The 19,096-nt window shown below is 43.8% G+C and carries 14 protein-coding genes and 1 pseudogene; 14 read left to right on the forward strand and 1 reads right to left on the reverse strand.

Annotated elements, in window-relative coordinates; genetic code table 11:
• Positions 1–65: 65 nt before the first annotated feature.
• From ACHBID_RS07365 to gap, 7 genes are all read left to right on the forward strand, one after another.
• Positions 66–1,655, forward strand: coding sequence for an ABC transporter ATP-binding protein (locus ACHBID_RS07365; RefSeq protein WP_217468999.1), 1,590 nt, complete (start codon positions 66–68; stop codon positions 1,653–1,655).
• A 94-nt stretch (positions 1,656–1,749) separates the two neighbouring features.
• Positions 1,750–2,433, forward strand: coding sequence for a tRNA (adenosine(37)-N6)-threonylcarbamoyltransferase complex dimerization subunit type 1 TsaB (gene tsaB, locus ACHBID_RS07370; protein ID WP_394731958.1), 684 nt, complete (start codon positions 1,750–1,752; stop codon positions 2,431–2,433).
• Positions 2,430–2,870, forward strand: a complete 441-nt coding sequence (rimI, locus tag ACHBID_RS07375) for a ribosomal protein S18-alanine N-acetyltransferase (RefSeq protein WP_394731957.1) — start codon at positions 2,430–2,432, stop codon at positions 2,868–2,870. Before tsaB ends, rimI begins: the two co-directional genes overlap by 4 nt.
• Positions 2,860–3,867 (forward strand): tRNA (adenosine(37)-N6)-threonylcarbamoyltransferase complex transferase subunit TsaD, encoded by a 1,008-nt coding sequence (tsaD, locus tag ACHBID_RS07380; protein WP_394731956.1) that lies wholly within the window; start codon positions 2,860–2,862, stop codon positions 3,865–3,867. Before rimI ends, tsaD begins: the two co-directional genes overlap by 11 nt.
• A gap of 56 nt (positions 3,868–3,923) precedes the next feature.
• A complete protein-coding gene (locus tag ACHBID_RS07385) occupies positions 3,924–4,622 on the forward strand; it encodes an AzlC family ABC transporter permease (protein ID WP_394731955.1) in 699 nt (232 codons plus the stop codon).
• On the forward strand, positions 4,612–4,938 hold the full coding sequence (locus ACHBID_RS07390) for an AzlD domain-containing protein (RefSeq protein ID WP_125266205.1): 327 nt from the start codon (positions 4,612–4,614) through the stop codon (positions 4,936–4,938). The genes ACHBID_RS07385 and ACHBID_RS07390 overlap by 11 nt, the downstream gene beginning before the upstream one ends.
• Before the next feature lie 290 nt (positions 4,939–5,228).
• Positions 5,229–6,239 carry a type I glyceraldehyde-3-phosphate dehydrogenase gene (gene gap, locus ACHBID_RS07395; protein ID WP_105123035.1) on the forward strand — a complete coding sequence of 337 codons (1,011 nt, stop codon included), beginning with the start codon at positions 5,229–5,231 and terminating at the stop codon, positions 6,237–6,239.
• Here gap and ACHBID_RS07400 read toward each other — a convergent pair.
• A pseudogene (locus tag ACHBID_RS07400) lies at positions 6,185–6,430 on the reverse strand (hypothetical protein); the annotation flags it as partial. The gene gap and the pseudogene ACHBID_RS07400 overlap by 55 nt on opposite strands.
• A 262-nt stretch (positions 6,431–6,692) precedes the next feature.
• On the opposite strand from ACHBID_RS07400, the gene ACHBID_RS07405 reads away from it, so the two are divergent.
• From ACHBID_RS07405 to ACHBID_RS07435, 7 genes are all read left to right on the forward strand, one after another.
• On the forward strand, positions 6,693–7,640 hold the full coding sequence (locus ACHBID_RS07405; RefSeq protein WP_105111112.1) for a LacI family DNA-binding transcriptional regulator: 948 nt from the start codon (positions 6,693–6,695) through the stop codon (positions 7,638–7,640).
• Positions 7,641–7,833: 193 nt separating this feature from the next.
• Complete coding sequence (locus ACHBID_RS07410; RefSeq protein WP_394731954.1) at positions 7,834–14,289, forward strand: pullulanase; 6,456 nt, start codon at positions 7,834–7,836, stop codon at positions 14,287–14,289.
• 305 nt (positions 14,290–14,594) lie between these two features.
• Positions 14,595–16,565, forward strand: coding sequence for a transketolase (gene tkt / locus ACHBID_RS07415; RefSeq protein ID WP_394731953.1), 1,971 nt, complete (start codon positions 14,595–14,597; stop codon positions 16,563–16,565).
• A gap of 71 nt (positions 16,566–16,636) precedes the next feature.
• The gene (locus tag ACHBID_RS07420) at positions 16,637–16,900 is read left to right on the forward strand and encodes a hypothetical protein (protein WP_318830269.1); all 264 of its coding nucleotides are present in this window, start codon (positions 16,637–16,639) and stop codon (positions 16,898–16,900) included.
• Positions 16,901–17,129: 229 nt separating this feature from the next.
• On the forward strand, positions 17,130–17,573 hold the full coding sequence (locus ACHBID_RS07425; protein ID WP_105123031.1) for a zinc-dependent MarR family transcriptional regulator: 444 nt from the start codon (positions 17,130–17,132) through the stop codon (positions 17,571–17,573).
• Complete coding sequence (locus tag ACHBID_RS07430; RefSeq protein WP_394731952.1) at positions 17,573–18,283, forward strand: metal ABC transporter ATP-binding protein; 711 nt, start codon at positions 17,573–17,575, stop codon at positions 18,281–18,283. The genes ACHBID_RS07425 and ACHBID_RS07430 overlap by 1 nt, the downstream gene beginning before the upstream one ends.
• Complete coding sequence (locus ACHBID_RS07435) at positions 18,276–19,088, forward strand: metal ABC transporter permease (protein ID WP_394731951.1); 813 nt, start codon at positions 18,276–18,278, stop codon at positions 19,086–19,088. The genes ACHBID_RS07430 and ACHBID_RS07435 overlap by 8 nt, the downstream gene beginning before the upstream one ends.
• The last annotated feature ends 8 nt before the right edge of the window (positions 19,089–19,096 follow it).

The following is a 19,096-nucleotide window of genomic DNA, read 5'->3' on the forward strand; positions in this document are numbered from 1 at the left end:
CACGTCCATAGTTTTGTGATTATGAGAGGAGTGCTAGCCTCTCTTTTTGCTATTGGAGGTTGCTTATGAAGAGAATACTTAAAATTTATGGCTATATTGATAAAAAATACAGATGGTTGGTGATATTTGGTATCTTTATGAATGGCGGAGTCGTGCTGGCTCAACCCTTAATAATGAACAAGATATTGCAACTCGGGAGTGAGGAGTTAAGTTTCGGAAAAATTTGGCAACTATTAGTGTATGGTTTGTCTGTTTATTTAGTGATTTATAGTTTGATGCTCTTCGGCAATTATACAAATAATATATTTAGAAGAGAAATTCATATCGGCATTCGCTCGTCCTTATTTAGAAAGCTGATTTCAAATTCTAAATATAGCCATAATGATAAGATAACCCTATTAACTCAGGATATGGAATTGTTGGGAGATAGGTATCTTGAACCGATTGCAGGTTTCCTGTGTTGGGGGTTTGTCAGCTTCGTTACTGCCCTTTACATCATAATGCAGGACATTTTGTTGGGGTCTATTTTTGTGGTGTGTACGATTTTGAGACCAGTTCCACAATTTTTACTAAATCAAAGATTAAAAGATACTGGGATGGAGTTCTCGGAACTGCGAACTAAAGTTCATGAGGAAGTATCCGATAGTATCCATGGTAGTGAAACGCTTCTTGTGAATCAAAGTGCTGAAAAGAGTTTTCATCGGGTAGATCAAATAGTTAAAGAGTATCAAGTAGCCATACAGCGATATGCTTTTACCCACAATATTGTCTTTTTCTTTAATGGTTTTATGGAGTTTTTCAGCCAGATATTGCCTGTTGCTATTGGTTTTTACTTGATAATGAATGGTGAAACCATTACGGTTGCTAGTTTGCTGACTATGTTCATTGCTTCCAACCGCCTGGCTGGTCCAATTCAGAATCTCATGTACATGGCAGTCGATATCCAAGGAGCTCAGGCGATTGCAGATAAAATCTTTGGCATTTTGGAAACAGAGCCTGATTTTGTGGAGCGTAAAGAAAGTCATCTGTCTGACATTCAGGGATTGTATATGAAAGATTTAGCCAAATCCTATGGCGATAAGCAACTGTTTGCTGGGTTGAATGTTTCCTTCAAGATGGGAGAAAAGGTCTTAATCAAAGGTGCCAGTGGTTCTGGTAAAACAACGCTCTTTCGGATTTTACTAGGACAAGAAACAGCAGATGGAGGTTGTGTTTATGTGACGGAGGCTGGTGGTCAGAATCGAGAGGATTTTCAAGGCAATATCGGTCTGATTAGCCAAAGTCCGTTTTTATTTAGCGATACTATTCGTTACAATCTGACCTTGGGTGATGATTTTACAGACCAAGAACTGTTAGATGTTCTGAGCAAGGTTGGGCTTCTTGATGAATTTACAGATATTCTCAATGTGAAGGTAGAAAATAACGGTGACAATATCTCAGGTGGTCAACGCGTCCGTCTGGAAATTGCTCGTTTCCTCCTGCGGAAGAAGGACATTCTCCTAGCAGATGAGGTAACGGCAGCCTTGGATGAGAAAAATGGCAAGGCTGTTCGCAAACTCCTACATTCTTTACCGATTATGATATTGGAAATTGCCCACCATATCGACGAGGATATTCAATATGATCAAGTGGTGGAATTGAAGAGAAAAGAATAACTGACTGGGAAATCACACCCCAGTCTTTTCATTATTTGAAAAAATATCCAAGATAGCTTACAATAGAGAGATAGCAGTTCAAAGGGAGAAAATCATGAAAATTTTAGCATTAGATAGTTCCAATCAGGCTCTTTCGGTGGCGCTGGTGGAAGATGGCCGCCTGCTGGCGGAGACGCTCTTGGCCATCAAGAAAAATCACAGTATCAGCCTCATGCCGACAGTGGATTTTTTAGTGGCTCAGGTCGGTTGGACACCCAAGGATTTGGAGCGAATTGTCGTGGCTCAGGGGCCTGGTTCTTACACGGGCTTGCGGGTAGCGGTGGCGACAGCCAAGACTCTGGCTTACACTCTGCAGATTGATTTGGTCGGGGTTTCTAGCCTGCAGTCGCTGGTGTCAGCTGGCCTCTCTGGTCGGGTAGTTCCGCTCATTGATGCGCGCCGTAATTCGGTCTATGCTGGGGTTTATGAAAATGGCAGAGCTACTCAAGCTGACCAATACTGGGTATTTGAGGAATTATTGGCTAGCCTGTCTGGTCAGGAAAACCTGACTTTTGTCGGGGAAGTAACAAACTTTGTCGAGCAGATAAATCAAGCTTTTCCAGAGGCGGCTATTCAAACCAGCCTGCCGTCCGCCTATCAGCTGGCGGTTATTGGTCAGGACTTGCCTGCGGTGGAAGTTACCAGTTTTGAGCCAGCCTACCTCAAACGTGTCGAGGCTGAGGAAAATTGGCTCAAGGACCATGCTGCTGGTGATGAAAACTATATCAAACGTGTATGATTGAAATCAGGAAATACGAGGGGCAGGTGGACTTGGTTCCGGCTGTATATGCCGTTTTGACGGATGTGTATGAGCGGTCGCCTTGGACGGAAAGTCAAGTGGCTGCGGATATGGCTGGGGCGGATACGACCTATTATCTGGCCTATGATGAGCAGGATGTGGTCGGATTTTTAGCGGTGCAGACGGTTCTGGATGAGATGGAGATTTTGCAGATTGCTGTTAAGACTCATTCTCAGGGACGGGGGATTGCAAGCCAGCTAATGGCTGCTGTGAGGGACTGGGAAGGGGACATTTTTCTCGAAGTGAGGGAATCTAACAGTGCAGCCCAGGCCCTCTATACACGCCAGCATTTTACCAAAATAGGAAAACGAAAAGACTACTACCGCCATCCTGTCGAGGACGCGGTGATAATGAAGAGAGAACGTGATGAAAGATAGATTGATTTTGGCGATTGAGACGTCCTGTGATGAGACGTCAGTGGCGGTTTTACGAGGTGAAGCGGAGCTTTTGTCCAATGTGATTGCCAGTCAGGTTGCCAGCCACCAGCGTTTTGGGGGTGTGGTGCCCGAGGTGGCTAGCCGCCACCATGTGGAGGTTATCACGGCTTGCATCGAGGAGGCTTTGTTTGCTGCTCAGGTAACGGCTGAGGACTTGTCAGCGGTTGCGGTAACCTACGGTCCAGGCTTGGTCGGGGCACTCTTGGTTGGGATTTCGGCGGCCAAGGCTTTTGCCTGGGCACATGGTTTGCCTTTAATTCCTGTTAATCATATGGCGGGGCATTTGATGGCGGCGCGTGCGGTTAAGGAATTGGAATTTCCCTTGCTGGCGCTCTTGGTCAGCGGCGGGCACACGGAGTTGGTCTATGTGTCTGAGGCGGGCGATTACAAAATTGTCGGTGAGACGCGCGATGATGCGGTCGGCGAGGCCTATGATAAGGTCGGTCGCGTTATGGGCTTGCCTTATCCGGCTGGTCGGGTCATTGATGAATTGGCTCATCAAGGTGAGGACATTTACAATTTCCCGCGGGCTATGATCAAGGAAGATAATCTAGAGTTTTCATTTTCAGGTCTCAAGTCGGCCTTTATCAACCTCTACCATAATGCCCAGCAAAAGGGTGAAAGTCTGTCCAATGAAGATTTGGCGGCCTCCTTCCAAGCCTGTGTCATGGATATTTTGATGGCCAAGACCAAGAAGGCTTTGGCGGCCTATCCTGTCAAGACCTTGGTTGTGGCGGGCGGTGTAGCGGCCAATCAAGGCTTGCGTGAGCGTCTGGCGGCTGAAATCACCGATGTGGATGTGATTATTCCACCTCTTCGTCTTTGTGGTGACAATGCCGGGATGATTGCTCTTGCGGCTGTGTCCGAGTACAACAAGGGTAACTTTGCGGGTTGGGAGCTCAATGCCAAGCCGAGTTTGGCGTTTGATAATTTGTAAGAGTTTTGTGAGAGGTTGGACGTTTGCCCAGCCTCTTGTTATCAATAGGAGAAGATATGAAGGATATGAATTTTCGGTCGGGCATGGAAGCAGCTCTGCCGACGGTTTTGGGTTATGCTAGCATCGGTTTTGCTTGCGGGGTGGTCTCGGTCAATTCAGGGATTACTGCCGTTGAGATGGGGCTGATGAGTCTCTTGGTTTACGCGGGGAGTGCCCAGTTTGTCATGTGTGCTATGATTTTAGCTGGGGCACCGCTTTTGTCCATTGCGGTGACGGTATTTTTTGTTAATATCCGCCTTTTTTTGATGAGTTTGCACACGACAACGATTTTTCAAGGCAATAGCCTGGGTTCTAATATTTTGATAGGTTCCCTCTTGACGGATGAATCTTATGCGGTGCTTTTGCGAAAGCATGTTGAGGAAAAGCAGATTGCGCCCAGTTGGATGTATGGCAATAATCTAGCCAGCTATGCCTCTTGGTTTGTCTTTACAGTTTTGGGAAATGTGCTGGGTGGTTTGATTGCTAATCCTGAGGCTTTGGGCTTGGATTTTGCTTTGATTGCCATGTTTGTTGGGATTTTTTCTGGCCAATTGGAGGCTATGGCTCGGCAACTTCCTATGAAGAAGATTGGTTTGATTATGCTTTCGGTTTTGGTGGTTTATGTTGGCTTGGCAAGCCTAGTCTCGTCTTATTTGGCGGTCTTGTTGGCGACGCTTGTTGGATGTACAGTGGGGGTGATGGTTGATGGTCAATAAAACTATATTTTTGATTATTCTAGCTGCGGCTGCGGTGACTTGGTTTCCGCGGGTTCTCCCGTTTGTCTTGACTCAAAAAAAAGGTTTGCCTGATAGACTGGTCAAGTTTCTCAGCTTTTTGCCGCTGACCATTATCTTTGCCTTGACCTTATCTAGTATCATGGACGAGGAGGTTGGACGGTTGCCGAGCTTCTTGCCGGTAGAAAGCCTAGCTTTACTTCCAACTTTTTGGGTGGTTCTCAAGACGAAAAACATCTTGCTTGCGGTCCTGGTTGGTGTTCTGGCGACAGCGCTGCTAAGATTGGTATCTATATAGAAAAAAAGGAAGGGCTGGGTCTCTTCCTTTGCTTAGCGATTTTATTGCCTCCACTTAGACGGCGATTGGTGATAGTGACGTTTGAAAGCAGTGGAATAATTGGATTGAAGATAGGTCTGTTGGTTTAATTTCTTAATGCTCATGAATCTCTTGCATTTTTATAAAATAAGTTATATAATAAGAGTGTTGAAAACTATCTTGCAAATCTACAAGTTATATTTTTCACAAAAAGGATTAAAAGGCTTGCCTTTTAAAAATACAACTCGATTTTCATAAGGAGGAAATCATAAATGGTAGTTAAAGTTGGTATTAACGGTTTCGGTCGTATCGGTCGTCTTGCATTCCGTCGTATCCAAAATGTTGAAGGTGTTGAAGTTACTCGTATCAACGACCTTACAGATCCAGCAATGCTTGCACACTTGTTGAAATACGACACAACTCAAGGTCGTTTCGACGGTACTGTTGAAGTTAAAGATGGTGGTTTCGAAGTTAACGGTAAATTCGTTAAAGTTTCTGCAGAACGCGAACCAGCTAACATTGACTGGGCTACTGACGGTGTAGAAATCGTTCTTGAAGCAACTGGTTTCTTTGCATCTAAGTCTGCTGCTGAGCAACACATCCATGAAAATGGTGCTAAGAAAGTTGTTATCACTGCACCTGGCGGTAACGACGTTAAAACAATCGTTTTCAACACTAACCACGATATCCTTGATGGTACTGAAACAGTTATCTCTGGTGCTTCATGTACTACAAACTGTTTGGCTCCAATGGCTAAAGCTCTTCAAGACAACTTCGGTGTTGTTGAAGGTTTGATGACAACTATCCACGCTTACACTGGTGACCAAATGATCCTTGACGGACCACACCGTGGTGGTGACCTTCGTCGTGCGCGCGCTGGTGCTGCAAACATCGTTCCTAACTCAACTGGTGCTGCTAAAGCTATCGGCTTGGTAATCCCAGAATTGAACGGTAAATTGGACGGTGCTGCACAACGCGTACCTACTCCAACAGGTTCTGTAACTGAATTGGTTGCTGTTCTTGAGAAAAACGTAACTGTTGACGAAATCAACGCTGCAATGAAAGCTGCTGCTAACGAGTCTTACGGTTACACTGAAGACCAAATCGTATCTTCAGATATCGTAGGTATCTCATACGGTTCATTGTTCGACGCAACTCAAACTAAAGTTCTTGACGTTGACGGCAAACAATTGGTGAAAGTTGTTTCATGGTACGACAACGAAATGTCTTACACTTCACAACTTGTTCGTACTCTTGAGTACTTCGCAAAAATCGCTAAATAATCCTTAGTGAAAATGAAAAGAGGCTTCGGCCTCTTCAGATTGCAGACAAATATCGTTTCGGTATTTGTCTTTTTTACTGTTTTTAGAGAAAAGTGTCTGTTTTGGTGCTTAAACCACCTCATCTGGACAAAATAAAAAGGCTCTCCCGCCATCCTTTTGACAAGTTTTTTGAGATTTAAGCACGCCAAAGAGTTCTATCTAAAACAAGAAGACTTGACTAGGATTAAGTTCAACGTATCTTCTCAAGGGTTATGTCAACACCGTCTTTTTAAATACAGTTAAAAGGTCTAATAAATAGGCCTTTTTATAATTAAAAAAACAGATTCGCGGATTATTCAGAAAATTCTTGTAAAATAATGTGATGAAAGTGCTTTACTTTTTAGTAGTAAATAATATATAATAACACCAAGAAAACGTTTGCATATTTTGGCTAGAAAATAAGAGAGGAGATATATGACGACGTTGGCAGATGTGGCGAAAAGGGCCAATGTTTCAAAGATGACAGTTTCCAGGGTTCTGAATCATCCAGAACTCGTTACGGAAGAGTTAAAACAGATGGTCTTGTTAGCAATGAAAGAGTTAGATTATCAACCGAATGTTGTGGCAAAAGCCCTTGCACAACAACGAACTCTGACAGTCCAGGTCATTATCTTAGAGGAAATGGAGACTGTCGAGCCTTATTATGCTGAGTTGATAGCAGGAATTTCACTCGGACTGAGCGAAAAAAACTATACAATGCAAATTGTGACGGATCGGAATCAAGTGACAGAACAATGTGACGGCTACATTGTCACGGGCGCGCGTATAGAAGATTATGGCTGGTTGCGGAGTTTGTTGAAACCCGTAGTCTTATTTGGCGAAAATATGGTGGGACTTCCGTTTGTAGATACACACAATAAGGAAGCAACCTACCAAGCAAGTCGCTTTGCCTTTGAGAAAAGCTATGAACAGGTCGTATTTGTTGGGATAGATTTGCCAGATGCCTTTGCACAATCTAGGGAAGCTGGGTATGTAGAGGCAATGGAGGAATTGGGACATCCCCCTAAAATTTATCGTCTAGAAAACAGGTCTAGGGTATCAGAAGACTTTGTAAGACAATTGGACTTGTTATCACCCAATACTTGCTTTATATGTGCTTCTGATCGCATAGCGCTTGGTATTGAGCGGGGGTTATTATTTTCATCAAAGAGAGTCCCAGAAGATTATGGGATTATTGGATTTGATGGAATCTTTATTGACCGCGTTTCTCGTCCTCAATTAACCACTATGCGGCAACCGTTCCGAAAAATGGGGAGAATTACTGTTAATCAGTTAATGACTCTGGTGGAGGGCTGTGAATTAAAGGAACAAAAGCGATTTTGCCAAGCTAGCTTGGTAGTGAGAGAAAGTACTAGAGCATAAAATGAATGATGCTACATAACTAATAGAGGGGTTGTTAAATCCAGTGTTGATGGGTACGATGACTGGGTAAATAAAGAGTACAATCCCTTTTTTGATTAAGAAAGCTGTTACCGATAACAATTAAGAAAACGTTCGCAAAAGAAAATATTTTTTATATACTATTATCATATTATACATACCAAAGGAGTACGGCATGAATAGAAAACGTTTGCGTTTAGTAAAAAAATCACCAATGTTTGAAAAAAAAGTTATTTTCGGAATTCGTAAGTTTACGATAGGAGTTGCGTCCGTCGGTATAGCGACAGCCTTTTTAATGTCTGGACCTGGTCAAACAGTTCATGCTGAGGAAGTGGCTACTCCTGTGGAAGCTATTATAACCGATGTTTCTGAGCAGCCTGTCGAAACAGTTGAGCCAGCCCCAGTTGCAGAGACTACGCCTACAGCCTTGGATACAGCACCAAGTTCAGAAGAAACGGTGACTGAGTCTACATCAAATTCAACTGGAGTATCAGAAACAGTTGAGACTCCAGCAGTAACGGAGGTTGTTGAAACAGTAGATAATGCATCAGCAGAACCGCTGGCAACTACTGAAACAGCTGTGGCAGAAAGAGCTGCAGCAGAAACAGCTACATTATCCACCCCGGCAGAAGCACCGATTGAAGAAGGCAGTATTCGTCTGCACTTTGAAAATGTAGATGAAACAGCACCAGAAAGTCAAGGACTTTGGACTTGGGGAGGAGTGGCAGAGCCGTCCGATGGTAATCAATGGCCAAGGGATACAGCGAATTTTTCAAGCAGTCAGGTAGATGACTACGGCCATTATGTTGATATTAAAAAATCTGAGACACCAGGCACAATCGGTTATTTGGTCCTTAAAGATGGGGAAAAAATAACAGAATCGGACCAAAAAGTGGAGCTTCTTGTTCCGGAACAAAATGAGGCTTGGGTTGCTAGCGATTATACTGTTTCTAGCTATGAGCCACTCAAGGATGACAATGTTCTCCGTATCAACTACACCCGTGAAGACAATAATTATGAAGGTTGGGGCGTTTGGACTTGGGGCGATACGACTGAAGCGAGTGATGGCTGGCCAACAGGTGCCGTTGACTTTAAACTTGGCAAATACGGAGCCTATGTGGATATTCCCCTATCGAATGGTTTAGATTCCAAGCTTGGATTTCTGCTAATCAATCAGAATAATCCAGATTTGGCAGGTAATAAAACCATTGATTTAGCCTTTGCAGATCGTAAACAGCATAGCCAAATTTTCCTTCGAAACGGTGACGACAAAGTCTATACCAATCCATATTTTATCGAAGAGAAAGTAGAACTCGATACAAGTAAAGCTACTCCGGGTACAAAAAATGTGACCCTTGAGGCAAGTAGCAAAGCACCATTCAACTACAATGAAAGTGGCTTGGTATCTGTAACTGTCACTAACCCTGAAAATGCTGAGATTGTCAAAATGGAAGTCGATACAAGTGCCATCGGTGGAGGCCTTGTGCCAATCTCTACTGAGCTCAATCGTGTAACGATTAAGGCAACTTCTGACACAGCGCCAGGGACCTATAGTCTTCCTGTAAAGGTCTATGACAAGGACAACGGTTACTACGAAACAAAATTGGATGTGACCATTACAGAGCGTATCAAGGCAGATGGTGAAAAAGACTGGGACGAGCAAGTCATCTACTTCATGATTACTGACCGCTTCTACAATGGTGACGTTAGCAATGATCAGGTGGTTGACGGAGACGTGACCAATCCTCGCGGTCTTTACCAAGGCGGTGACTTCAAAGGAGTGACAGCCAAGCTGGATTACTTGAAAGAATTGGGTGTGGATTCTATCTGGTTGACTCCGATTGTGGAAAATATTCCGCAGAATGTTGGTAGCGCAACAGATGGAGAGTATTATGCTTACCATGGTTATTGGGCATCCAATTTTGAGAAACTAAATCCGCATTTGGGAAGTTTAGCTGATTTCCACGAATTGATTGATGCCGCGGCGGAAAAAGGCATTAATATTATTGTTGATGTGGTACTTAACCATGCTGGCTATGGTACAGAAGAAACCTTTGCAGGTATGGTACGGACTAAGGAAGAAGACAAGCAGGGAGATGACCAGCTTGGTTCGCTTTCAGGACTGCCTGACTTCAAGACAGAAGAAGCAGCTGTTCGCAATCAGTTGGTTGCTTGGCAGGCATCTTGGTTGGAACGCTCAACAACTGCCAAGGGCAATTCTATCTATGCTTTCCGTGTCGATACAGTCAAACACGTTGATGATACCACATGGCAACATTTCAAAAATGAATTGGTGGATAGAGATCCTGACTTCCACTTGATTGGGGAAACTTGGGGAGCGAATTATAAGGATACCAAGGGTGACTTGGGAGTCGGTACTATGGACAGCTTGTTGGACTTTGGCTTTAAGGATATTGCCAAATATCTGGTCAATGGTCAACTAAAAGCAGCTGGACAAGAGCTGGAAGAACGTAGCAAGGTTCTGACTAGTGCAGCTTCTCTGGGTCAATTCTTGGGCAGTCACGACGAAGATGGTTTCCTCTACAGTCTCGGTGGCGCAGAAAAAGAAGGAAATCTGGACAAACTGAAATTGGCTGCTAGTCTTTTGATTACTGCTAAAGGTCAGCCAGTCATCTACTACGGTGAAGAAGTGGGGCAATCTGGACAAAACAATTGGCCAGTTTATGACAACCGGTACGATTTCGATTGGAGCAAGGTAGAGACTAGCGACATCACAGATCACTATCAGAAATTATTGGCTTTCCGCAATGCCAATTCAACATTGCTTTCACGTGGTGATACAAGCACCCTTGCTGGAAATGATAGCCAAGGTTGGCTTATCAGTAAACGCAGTTACCAAGATCAAGCTGCCTATCTTGTCTTCTCAACCAATACCGAGAGCAAGGAAATGGCAATTGAAGTATCTGGTAAGGATGTGGTTGTCACAGATGCCTACACAGGAAAAACGTATCAAGCTATCGAGAAAGACGGTAAATGGGTTGTTCAAGTCGAACTTCCAACAATCGGTCAAGGTGGCACCATGCTCCTTCAGACTCAAGCAGGTGACATTGTCAATGCAAGTGTGCAAGGAGCGACTGAAGAGCCAATTGAAGCAGGCTACTTCCGTGTTCACTTTAAAACTCTACCATCTGATAATTTATCTAGTCTAGGTTTATGGACATGGGATGATGTGGAAAAACCATCATCAGATCTTGGTGCTTGGCCAACGGGTGCAACCAATTTCAGCACCGCTAAACAGGATGACTATGGCTATTATTTGGACATCAAGATGAAAGATGAAACAGCCAGCAAGATTAGTCTGTTGATTAATAACACTTCTGGTGATAACATCACAGGTGACAAGGCCATTGAACGGATTAGCACCAAGATGAATGAAGCTTGGTTTGATGAGAATTATCAACTCAGCCTCTATCAACCGCTTAAAGAAGGCTACATCCGTATCAATTACTTCCGTACTGATGGCGATTATGATCAAAAAGGTCTCTGGATTTGGGGTGATGTGACTGACCTTACCTTGGGTGACTGGCCAAATGGTATTGATTTTGAAAATCAAGGCAAGTACGGTGCCTATATTGATGTCAAATTAACAGATTTACCAAGTTCCATTGGCTTCTTGCTATTGGATGAAAGCAAGTCAGGAGACGATGTGAAGATTCAACAGAAAGATTATAGCTTTAAAGATTTGAAAAATCAGACACAAATCTTCCTCAAGGATGATGATGCGACTATTTACACCAACCCTTATTTTGTCAATAATGTCCGTGTGACAGGTGTTTCTCATGTTAGCCTAACAGCCTTAGAAGCAGCATTTACAACGCTGGAAGGTGCTGATAAGGAAAGTATTTTAGAAAAATTGTCTGTAACAGATAAGAATGGTCAGACAGTTGCAGTGACGGACCTTGTCTTGGACCTTACCAGCAACAAGGTGCGAGTCCTCGGGGATTTCAACCAAGAAAATGCGGGCTATACCCTCAAATATGGCAATGATAGCTTCACAACAACTATGAGTTGGCAATTGAAGGATGAGCTCTATGCTTATGATGGAGAACTTGGTGCGCGTGTGCGTCAGGCTGGTAGTGTCGTTGATATGACTCTCTGGTCTCCAAGTGCAGATAGTGTGGCAGTTGTTCTTTATGATAAGGATGACCAATCTAAGGTGGTCGGTAAATTGGCCATGACCAAGGGCGATAAAGGACAATGGGACCTCGAATTGAACAGTCAATCAGGTCTTGGTATCGCGGACTATCGTGGTTACTACTACCATTATGAAATCACTCGTGGGGATCAATCTGTTCTTGTTTTAGACCCATATGCTAAATCTTTAGCGGAGTGGAATAGTGATTTGGCAGATACAGATCCATCTTATCGGATTGCAAAAGCTGCGATTGTGGACCCAGCAGAAGTTGGTCCAAGTGATTTGGACTATGCCACAATTCCTAACTTCAATCAGCGTGAAGATGCCATTATCTATGAGGCTCATGTCCGTGACTTCACATCCGATCCTGCTATTTCTGATGAATTGACTGCTCAGTTTGGCACCTTTGCGGCCTTTGCAGAGCGTCTCAGCTATCTCAAAGACCTGGGTGTGACCCATATTCAGTTGCTACCAGTTATGAGCTACTATTTTGTCAATGAATTGAGAAATGCAGAGCGGATGAGCGAGTACGCGTCAAGCAACAGCAACTACAACTGGGGCTATGATCCACAGAGCTACTTTGCCTTTACAGGTATGTATTCTACAGATCCGACTGATCCAATGAAACGCATCGAGGAATTCAAAAACCTGGTCAATGAAATTCACAAACAAGGCATGGGTGTGATTTTGGATGTGGTCTATAACCACACTTCTAAGACTTTCTTGTTTGAAGATTTAGAGCCAAACTATTATCACTTCATGGAGGCAGATGGTACGGCTAAATCAAGCTTTGGTGGTGGTCGTCTGGGAACCACTCACTACATGAGCCGTCGTGTCCTCGTTGATTCTATCAAGTATCTTGTGGACGAGTTTAAGGTAGATGGTTTCCGATTTGATATGATGGGTGACCATGATGCCGAAGCGATTGAGCTGGCCTTTACCGAGGCACAAAAACTCAATCCAAACATCATTATGCTTGGTGAAGGTTGGAGAACCTTTACAGGTGATGCCAATCAACCTGTTCAGCCAGCGGACCAAGATTGGATGAGTTCAACAGATACGGTTGCGGTATTCTCAGATGACATTCGCAATACACTTAAATCTGGTTATCCAAACGAAGGTCAGCCAGCCTTTATCACAGGCGGTGCTAAGAGTGTTGAGTCTGTCTTCAATAACATCAAGGCACAACCAGGCAACTTCTTGGCAGATGATCCAGGTGATGTGATTCAATATATTGCTGCTCATGATAACTTGACCCTCTTTGATATCATTGCTCAGTCCATCAAGAAGGATCCATCAATTGCTGAAAACTATACTGAAATTCACCAACGTCAACGCTTGGGTAATTTGCTGGTCTTGACTGCTCAAGGGACACCGTTTATCCATTCTGGTCAGGAGTATGGACGGACCAAACAGTTCCGCCATCCTGATTACAAGGAGCCAGTTTCAGAGGACAAGCTACCGAACAAGGCGCATTTGTTGACCAATGCAGATGGTACGCCATTTGACTATCCATACTACATCCATGACTCTTACGATTCATCTGATGCGGTCAACAAGTTTGACTGGACCAAAGCGACAGATGAGGCGCTCTATCCAGAGAATACCCGTACTCAGGCCTTTGCAAAAGGATTGATTGCCTTGCGCAAATCTACAGATGCCTTCCGTTTGGGAACAAAAGAAGAAGTTGAACAGAAGGTTAGCTTGATTTCAATTCCAGGTCAAAATGGCATTGCTAAAAATGATGTGGTCATTGCCTATCAAACCATTGCAAACAATGGGGACCGCTATGCTGTTTTTGTCAATGCCGATAGTAAGGAGCGCAGCTTTGTTCTTTCTGATATTTACAAAGAATTGCTTAAGGGTCAAGTGCTGGTCGATGGTGAACGTGCAGGTGTAGAAGCATTGTCTGATTTAGTGGGTGTTGAAATGACTGATAGCGCAGTTGTTCTTGCACCTTTGACTGCAACAGTGATTCGATTGCCATATATCATTACAGAAGTTCCAGATACAGCACCTACTGCTGAAGAAAAACCAAGCCTAGACTTTACTACGAAAGAACGTACAGAAGAATCTGTCCTTCCGATTGCAGAGGAAGTTCGCTATGATGCAACTCTCGCAAAAGGTCAATCTTATGTGCTTCAAGAAGGTAAGGCAGGTAAGAGAGTCTTGGTTTATCAAGATGTCTTGGTTGACGGCAAGGTGATTGCTACTAACTTGTTATCTGAAACAGTAGTAGATGGTGAGGCGCGGATTGTTGTTGAGGGTAGTATGGAGGCTAAGGATGTGGTAGAAAAACCAAGTCTTTCTACTCCAACAGCTCAAGCGTCTGAACAAACCACAAGTGCATCAAACAAAGAAAGCCTACCAGCTACAGGTGACCGACAAAGTGATTTGGCACTTCTAGGCCTCGGACTTGCTGGACTTGGTTTGACAGTTGCTGCACAAGGAAGAAACAAAAAATTAGAAGAATAGTATTCTTCGGTCGTAACAATAGTTTTTACAGTTTTTGGTAAAAACTAAAAATGTAGCAAAATTATTGAGATAGACCACATTAAAAAACGCATAGAATCAACGGTTCAAGTGACATACTGATTTTATGCGTTTTTTAATGAAGAATTTACTTGGATTTTAGATTTCAAAAATTGTAATTTCTTTCATACATTTATTGATTCCCCTCCTCTCAAAAAATTTCGTTATATAGAAACAAGAATATTGTGACAGACATAGAAAACGCTTTATGGTATAATGAAAACATGACTTTATAAAAGGAGAAAAACATGTCAAATCTTTCAGTCAATGCGATTCGTTTCCTTGGTATTGATGCCATTGAGAAATCGAAATCAGGTCACCCTGGCATCGTTATGGGTGCAGCCCCAATGGCTTACAGCCTCTTTACTAAAGAACTTCGTGTCAATCCAGCGCAACCAAACTGGATTAACCGCGACCGTTTCATCTTATCAGCTGGCCATGGCTCCATGCTTCTTTATGGCCTCCTTCATTTGTCAGGATTTGAAGATGTCACAATAGATGAAATCAAGAGTTTCCGTCAATGGGGGTCAAAAACACCTGGTCACCCAGAATTTGGTCATACAACAGGTGTCGATGCGACAACTGGTCCGCTTGGACAAGGTATTTCAACTGCAACAGGTTTTGCGCAGGCAGAGCGTTACTTGGCGGCTAAGTACAACCGCGACGGTTTCCCAATTTTTGACCACTATACCTATGTTATCTGTGGAGATGGTGACCTCATGGAAGGTGTTTCAGCTGAGGCAGCGTCATACGCAGGTCTTCAGAAGCTTGAAAAACTCATCGTTCTTTACGATTCAAACGATATTAACTTGGACGGTGAGACCAAGGATGCCTTTACGGAAAATGTCCGTGCTCGCTACGATGCCTACGGTTGGCATACAGACCTTGTGACCGATGGTACAGATGTGGATGCGATTTTTGCGGCCATTGAAAAAGCAAAAACAGCAGGCAAGCCATCTCTGATTGAAATCAAGACAGTTATTGGTTATGGTTCACCAAACAAGGCTGGTAGCAATGCGGCTCATGGTGCTCCACTTGGACCAGATGAAGCAGAAGCAACTCGCAAGGCCTTGGATTGGAACTATGCTCCATTTGAGATTCCAGAAGAAGTCTACGCTGACTTCAAAGAAAATGTGGCTGATCGTGGTGCAGCAGCTTACGACGCTTGGGTTAAATTGGTTGAAGACTACAAGGCTGCTTATCCAGAATTGGCAGATGAAGTGACAGCTATCTTGGAAGGCCGTGAATTGGCAGAGCTCAAGCCAGAAGACTTCCCAGTTTATGAAAATGGATTTTCACAAGCCACTCGTAACTCGTCACAAGACGCTATCAACGCAGTAGCAGCTGTTTTGCCAAACTTCTTTGGTGGTTCAGCCGACTTGGCTCACTCAAACATGACCGTTATCAAGGGCGAAGGCTTGCAAGATGCTGCAAATCCACTCAATCGCAACATCCAATTTGGTGTGCGTGAATTTGCAATGGGTACGATCTTGAACGGTATGGCAGCTCATGGTGGACTTCGTGTCTTTGGTGGTACATTCTTTGTATTCTCAGACTACGTCAAGGCAGCGGTACGCTTGTCAGCTCTGCAAGGATTGCCAGTGACCTACGTCTTTACCCACGACTCAATCGCAGTTGGTGAAGATGGACCAACCCACGAACCAATCGAGCATTTGGCTGGTCTTCGTGCAATGCCAAACCTCAACGTTTTCCGTCCAGCAGATGCGCGTGAAACACAAGCTGCTTGGTACTTGTCATTGACAAGCAAGTCTACTCCGTCTGCCCTTGTCCTCACTCGTCAAAACTTGACAGTTGAAGAAGGAACAGACTTTGATAAGGTTGCCAAAGGTGCCTATGTTGTCTACGATACAGAAGGCTTTGACACTATTTTGATTGCATCAGGTTCTGAAGTTAACTTGGCAGTCAAGGCAGCCAAGGAATTGGCGGCAGCTGGTACAAAAGTCCGTGTCGTGTCAGTACCTTCGACAGAGCTCTTCGATGCTCAAGACGCAGCTTACAAGGAAGAAATCCTTCCAAACGCTATTCGCCGTCGTTTGGCTATCGAAATGGGTGCTACTCAGGGCTGGTACAAGTATGTCGGCCTTGACGGTAAGGTGCTTGGTATCGATACGTTTGGTGCATCCGCTCCAGCTCAAACCGTTATCGACAACTACGGCTTCACCGTTGAAAACGTCGTGAAATTGGTTAATGAGTTGTAAGATAGATTAACTAGGAACAGCCCTTCGCCGAGGGGCTGTTTTGTGTTATACTATAAACAAAAGGAGCTGTTATGAAATCTTTGAAATTTGATTTTTTGGCCTTTGTCGTCGGTGGGATGTTGTTTGGGGTTGGCCTAAGTTTGCTTTGGGATGGTCTGCCTACTTGGCCTAATTTTCTAGGTGCCATCTACTTATTTTTCTGTTGGCTGGCCTTTTCGTTTATCACGGATGATTTGTATGAAAAGATACCTAAAAATGCCTTGGCAGAAAAAATCGCCTTCCCGTCTCTCTTTCTCTTTGCCCCTCTGGTATTTCTCTTAAAGATGAAAAAGTGAATCTTGTAAATATCTCGGTATGTCTGTGCGAGGTTGCCAGTTGTGCCTGTTTTGCTATTTGAATAGAAAAATACCTTACGGCATAGGTTGATACGGACCTTGGTTGCCCTATGTCCAAGCTACTCTTAGTCAGAGGTTTGCCTTTTTCTGAAAATATGACTCATTTTCTTGTTTTTTCTTTTTTTATATGATATACTTAACGAGTTAATTAAAAGGTTAAGGAAATAAAATGAATCCGATTGCGTTAGAAATTGAAAAATGTTTGCATGAGATTGTCCTGAGTTCGGAAAATCAACTGGAGATTCTAGTTGGTAATTGCCAGAGCTCGGTCAAGTTGACCAATACCCAGGAGCATATCCTCATGTTGATTGAAAAGAATGCTTATACCAATACTGAGATTGCCAAGCAGCTCAACATCAGTCAGGCTGCAGTGACCAAGGCCACCAAGTCTTTGGTTGCGCAAGGTCTCTTGGAGGCAGTGCGGGATAGCAAGGATGGCCGTGTTGTTCGCTTTAGTCTAACGGACCTGGCTCGTCCCATTGCGGCGGAGCATGCCCACCATCATGATCATACATTAGAGGCTTACGAGGATTTGCTAAAGGGTTACACGGCTGATGAGCAAGAATTGATTGGTCGATTTATGCAGGATTTAGTGGAGAAGATTAAAAAATAATGAGATACATCACAGTGGAGGATTTGTCCTTCTATTATGACAAGGAGCCGGTCCTGGAGCACATCCATTATCACTTGGATAGTGGAGAGTTTGTGACCTTGACGGGTGAAAATGGGGCTGCCAAGTCTACCTTGATCAAGGCGACCCTGGGGATTTTGAAACCAAAAATTGGTCAGGTGACTATTTCTGAAAAAAGCACCAAGGGGAAAAAGTTACGTATGGCTTATCTGCCGCAGCAGATCGCTAGTTTTAATGCGGGTTTTCCAAGTACTGTTTTGGAATTTGTTCGTTCAGGGCGTTACCCAAGGCAGGGTTGGTTTAGACGGTTGACGGCTCACGATGAGGAACATGTGAAGAAGAGTTTGGATTCGGTTGGTATGTGGGAGCATCGAGATAAAAAACTGGGTTCACTGAGCGGTGGACAAAAGCAACGGGCTGTCATTGCTCGGATGTTTGCATCTGATCCGGATATTTTTATCTTAGATGAGCCAACCACTGGAATGGATAGTGGGACCAAGGACGATTTTTACCGCCTTATGCACCATGCGGCCAAGAAACACGGCAAGTCAGTCCTCATGATTACCCATGATCCAGATGAGCTTAGCAAGTATGCGGACCGTAACATCCATCTGGTGCGGGACCAAGCGTCACCTTGGCGCTGTTTCAATGTTCATGATGCGGAATTAGAATTGGAGGTAGGCCATGCTTGATCTATCTATTTTCCAGTATGATTTCATGCAGCGGGCTTTTTTGGCAATTATTGCCATGAGTTTGTTTTCGCCAATCCTGGGTGTTTTTCTCATTCTCAGAAGACAGAGTTTGATGTCAGATACCCTTAGTCACGTTTCCTTAGCAGGTGTGGCGTTTGGTTTGGTTTTGGGGATTTCTCCGACTGTGTCCACCTTACTTGTTGTGATTGTTGCAGCAGTCTTTCTTGAATACTTGCGTACGATTTACAAGAACTTTATGGAAATCGGTACGGCAATCTTGATGTCTACAGGTCTGGCTATTTCCCTTATTGTCATGAATAAGTCTGGCGGCAAGTCGAGTTTGAGTTTAGATCAATATCTATTTGGATCGATTGTCACTATTAGCCAGGAACAGGTCTGGGCTTTATTTGGCATTGCAATTGCGGTTATCTTGTTGACCCTTCTCTTCCTACGTCCTATGTATATCTTGACCTTTGATGAGGATACAGCTTTTGTGGATGGTTTACCAGTACGTGCCATGTCTATTGCCTTTAATGTGGTGACAGGTGTCGCCATTGCCCTGATGATTCCTGCGGCTGGTGCCCTCTTGGTATCGACCATCATGGTCTTGCCTGCAGCCATTGCGCTTCGTCTAGGGAAAAATTTCAAGTCGGTGATTGTGTTCGGAATGTTGATTGGCTTCTTTGGAATGGTCACGGGTTTGTTGACATCTTACTATGCTGAAACACCTGCAAGTGCCAGCATTACCTTGATTTTTATTAGTATTTTCTTATTGGTGAATCTTGTTACCAAGTTTAAAAAATAGGAGGAATT

The sequence above is a fragment of the Streptococcus sp. A25 genome (genome assembly GCF_043674095.1).
Taxonomy (GTDB): domain Bacteria; phylum Bacillota; class Bacilli; order Lactobacillales; family Streptococcaceae; genus Streptococcus; species Streptococcus suis_V.

Bases quoted from the DNA above. Each gene is read 5' to 3' on its own strand.
- ACHBID_RS07385 (WP_394731955.1), top strand. From the start codon at position 3,924: ATGAAGGATATGAATTTTCGGTCGGGCATGGAAGCAGCTCTGCCGACG.
- ACHBID_RS07420 (WP_318830269.1), top strand. From the start codon at position 16,637: ATGAAATCTTTGAAATTTGATTTTTTGGCCTTTGTCGTCGGTGGGATG.
- ACHBID_RS07430 (WP_394731952.1), top strand. From the start codon at position 17,573: ATGAGATACATCACAGTGGAGGATTTGTCCTTCTATTATGACAAGGAG.
- ACHBID_RS07435 (WP_394731951.1), top strand. From the start codon at position 18,276: ATGCTTGATCTATCTATTTTCCAGTATGATTTCATGCAGCGGGCTTTT.
- ACHBID_RS07425 (WP_105123031.1), top strand. From the start codon at position 17,130: ATGAATCCGATTGCGTTAGAAATTGAAAAATGTTTGCATGAGATTGTC.
- tsaB (WP_394731958.1), top strand. From the start codon at position 1,750: ATGAAAATTTTAGCATTAGATAGTTCCAATCAGGCTCTTTCGGTGGCG.
- ACHBID_RS07410 (WP_394731954.1), top strand. From the start codon at position 7,834: ATGAATAGAAAACGTTTGCGTTTAGTAAAAAAATCACCAATGTTTGAA.
- tsaD (WP_394731956.1), top strand. From the start codon at position 2,860: ATGAAAGATAGATTGATTTTGGCGATTGAGACGTCCTGTGATGAGACG.
- ACHBID_RS07405 (WP_105111112.1), top strand. From the start codon at position 6,693: ATGACGACGTTGGCAGATGTGGCGAAAAGGGCCAATGTTTCAAAGATG.
- gap (WP_105123035.1), top strand. From the start codon at position 5,229: ATGGTAGTTAAAGTTGGTATTAACGGTTTCGGTCGTATCGGTCGTCTT.
- ACHBID_RS07390 (WP_125266205.1), top strand. From the start codon at position 4,612: ATGGTCAATAAAACTATATTTTTGATTATTCTAGCTGCGGCTGCGGTG.
- tkt (WP_394731953.1), top strand. From the start codon at position 14,595: ATGTCAAATCTTTCAGTCAATGCGATTCGTTTCCTTGGTATTGATGCC.
- ACHBID_RS07365 (WP_217468999.1), top strand. From the start codon at position 66: ATGAAGAGAATACTTAAAATTTATGGCTATATTGATAAAAAATACAGA.
- rimI (WP_394731957.1), top strand. From the start codon at position 2,430: ATGATTGAAATCAGGAAATACGAGGGGCAGGTGGACTTGGTTCCGGCT.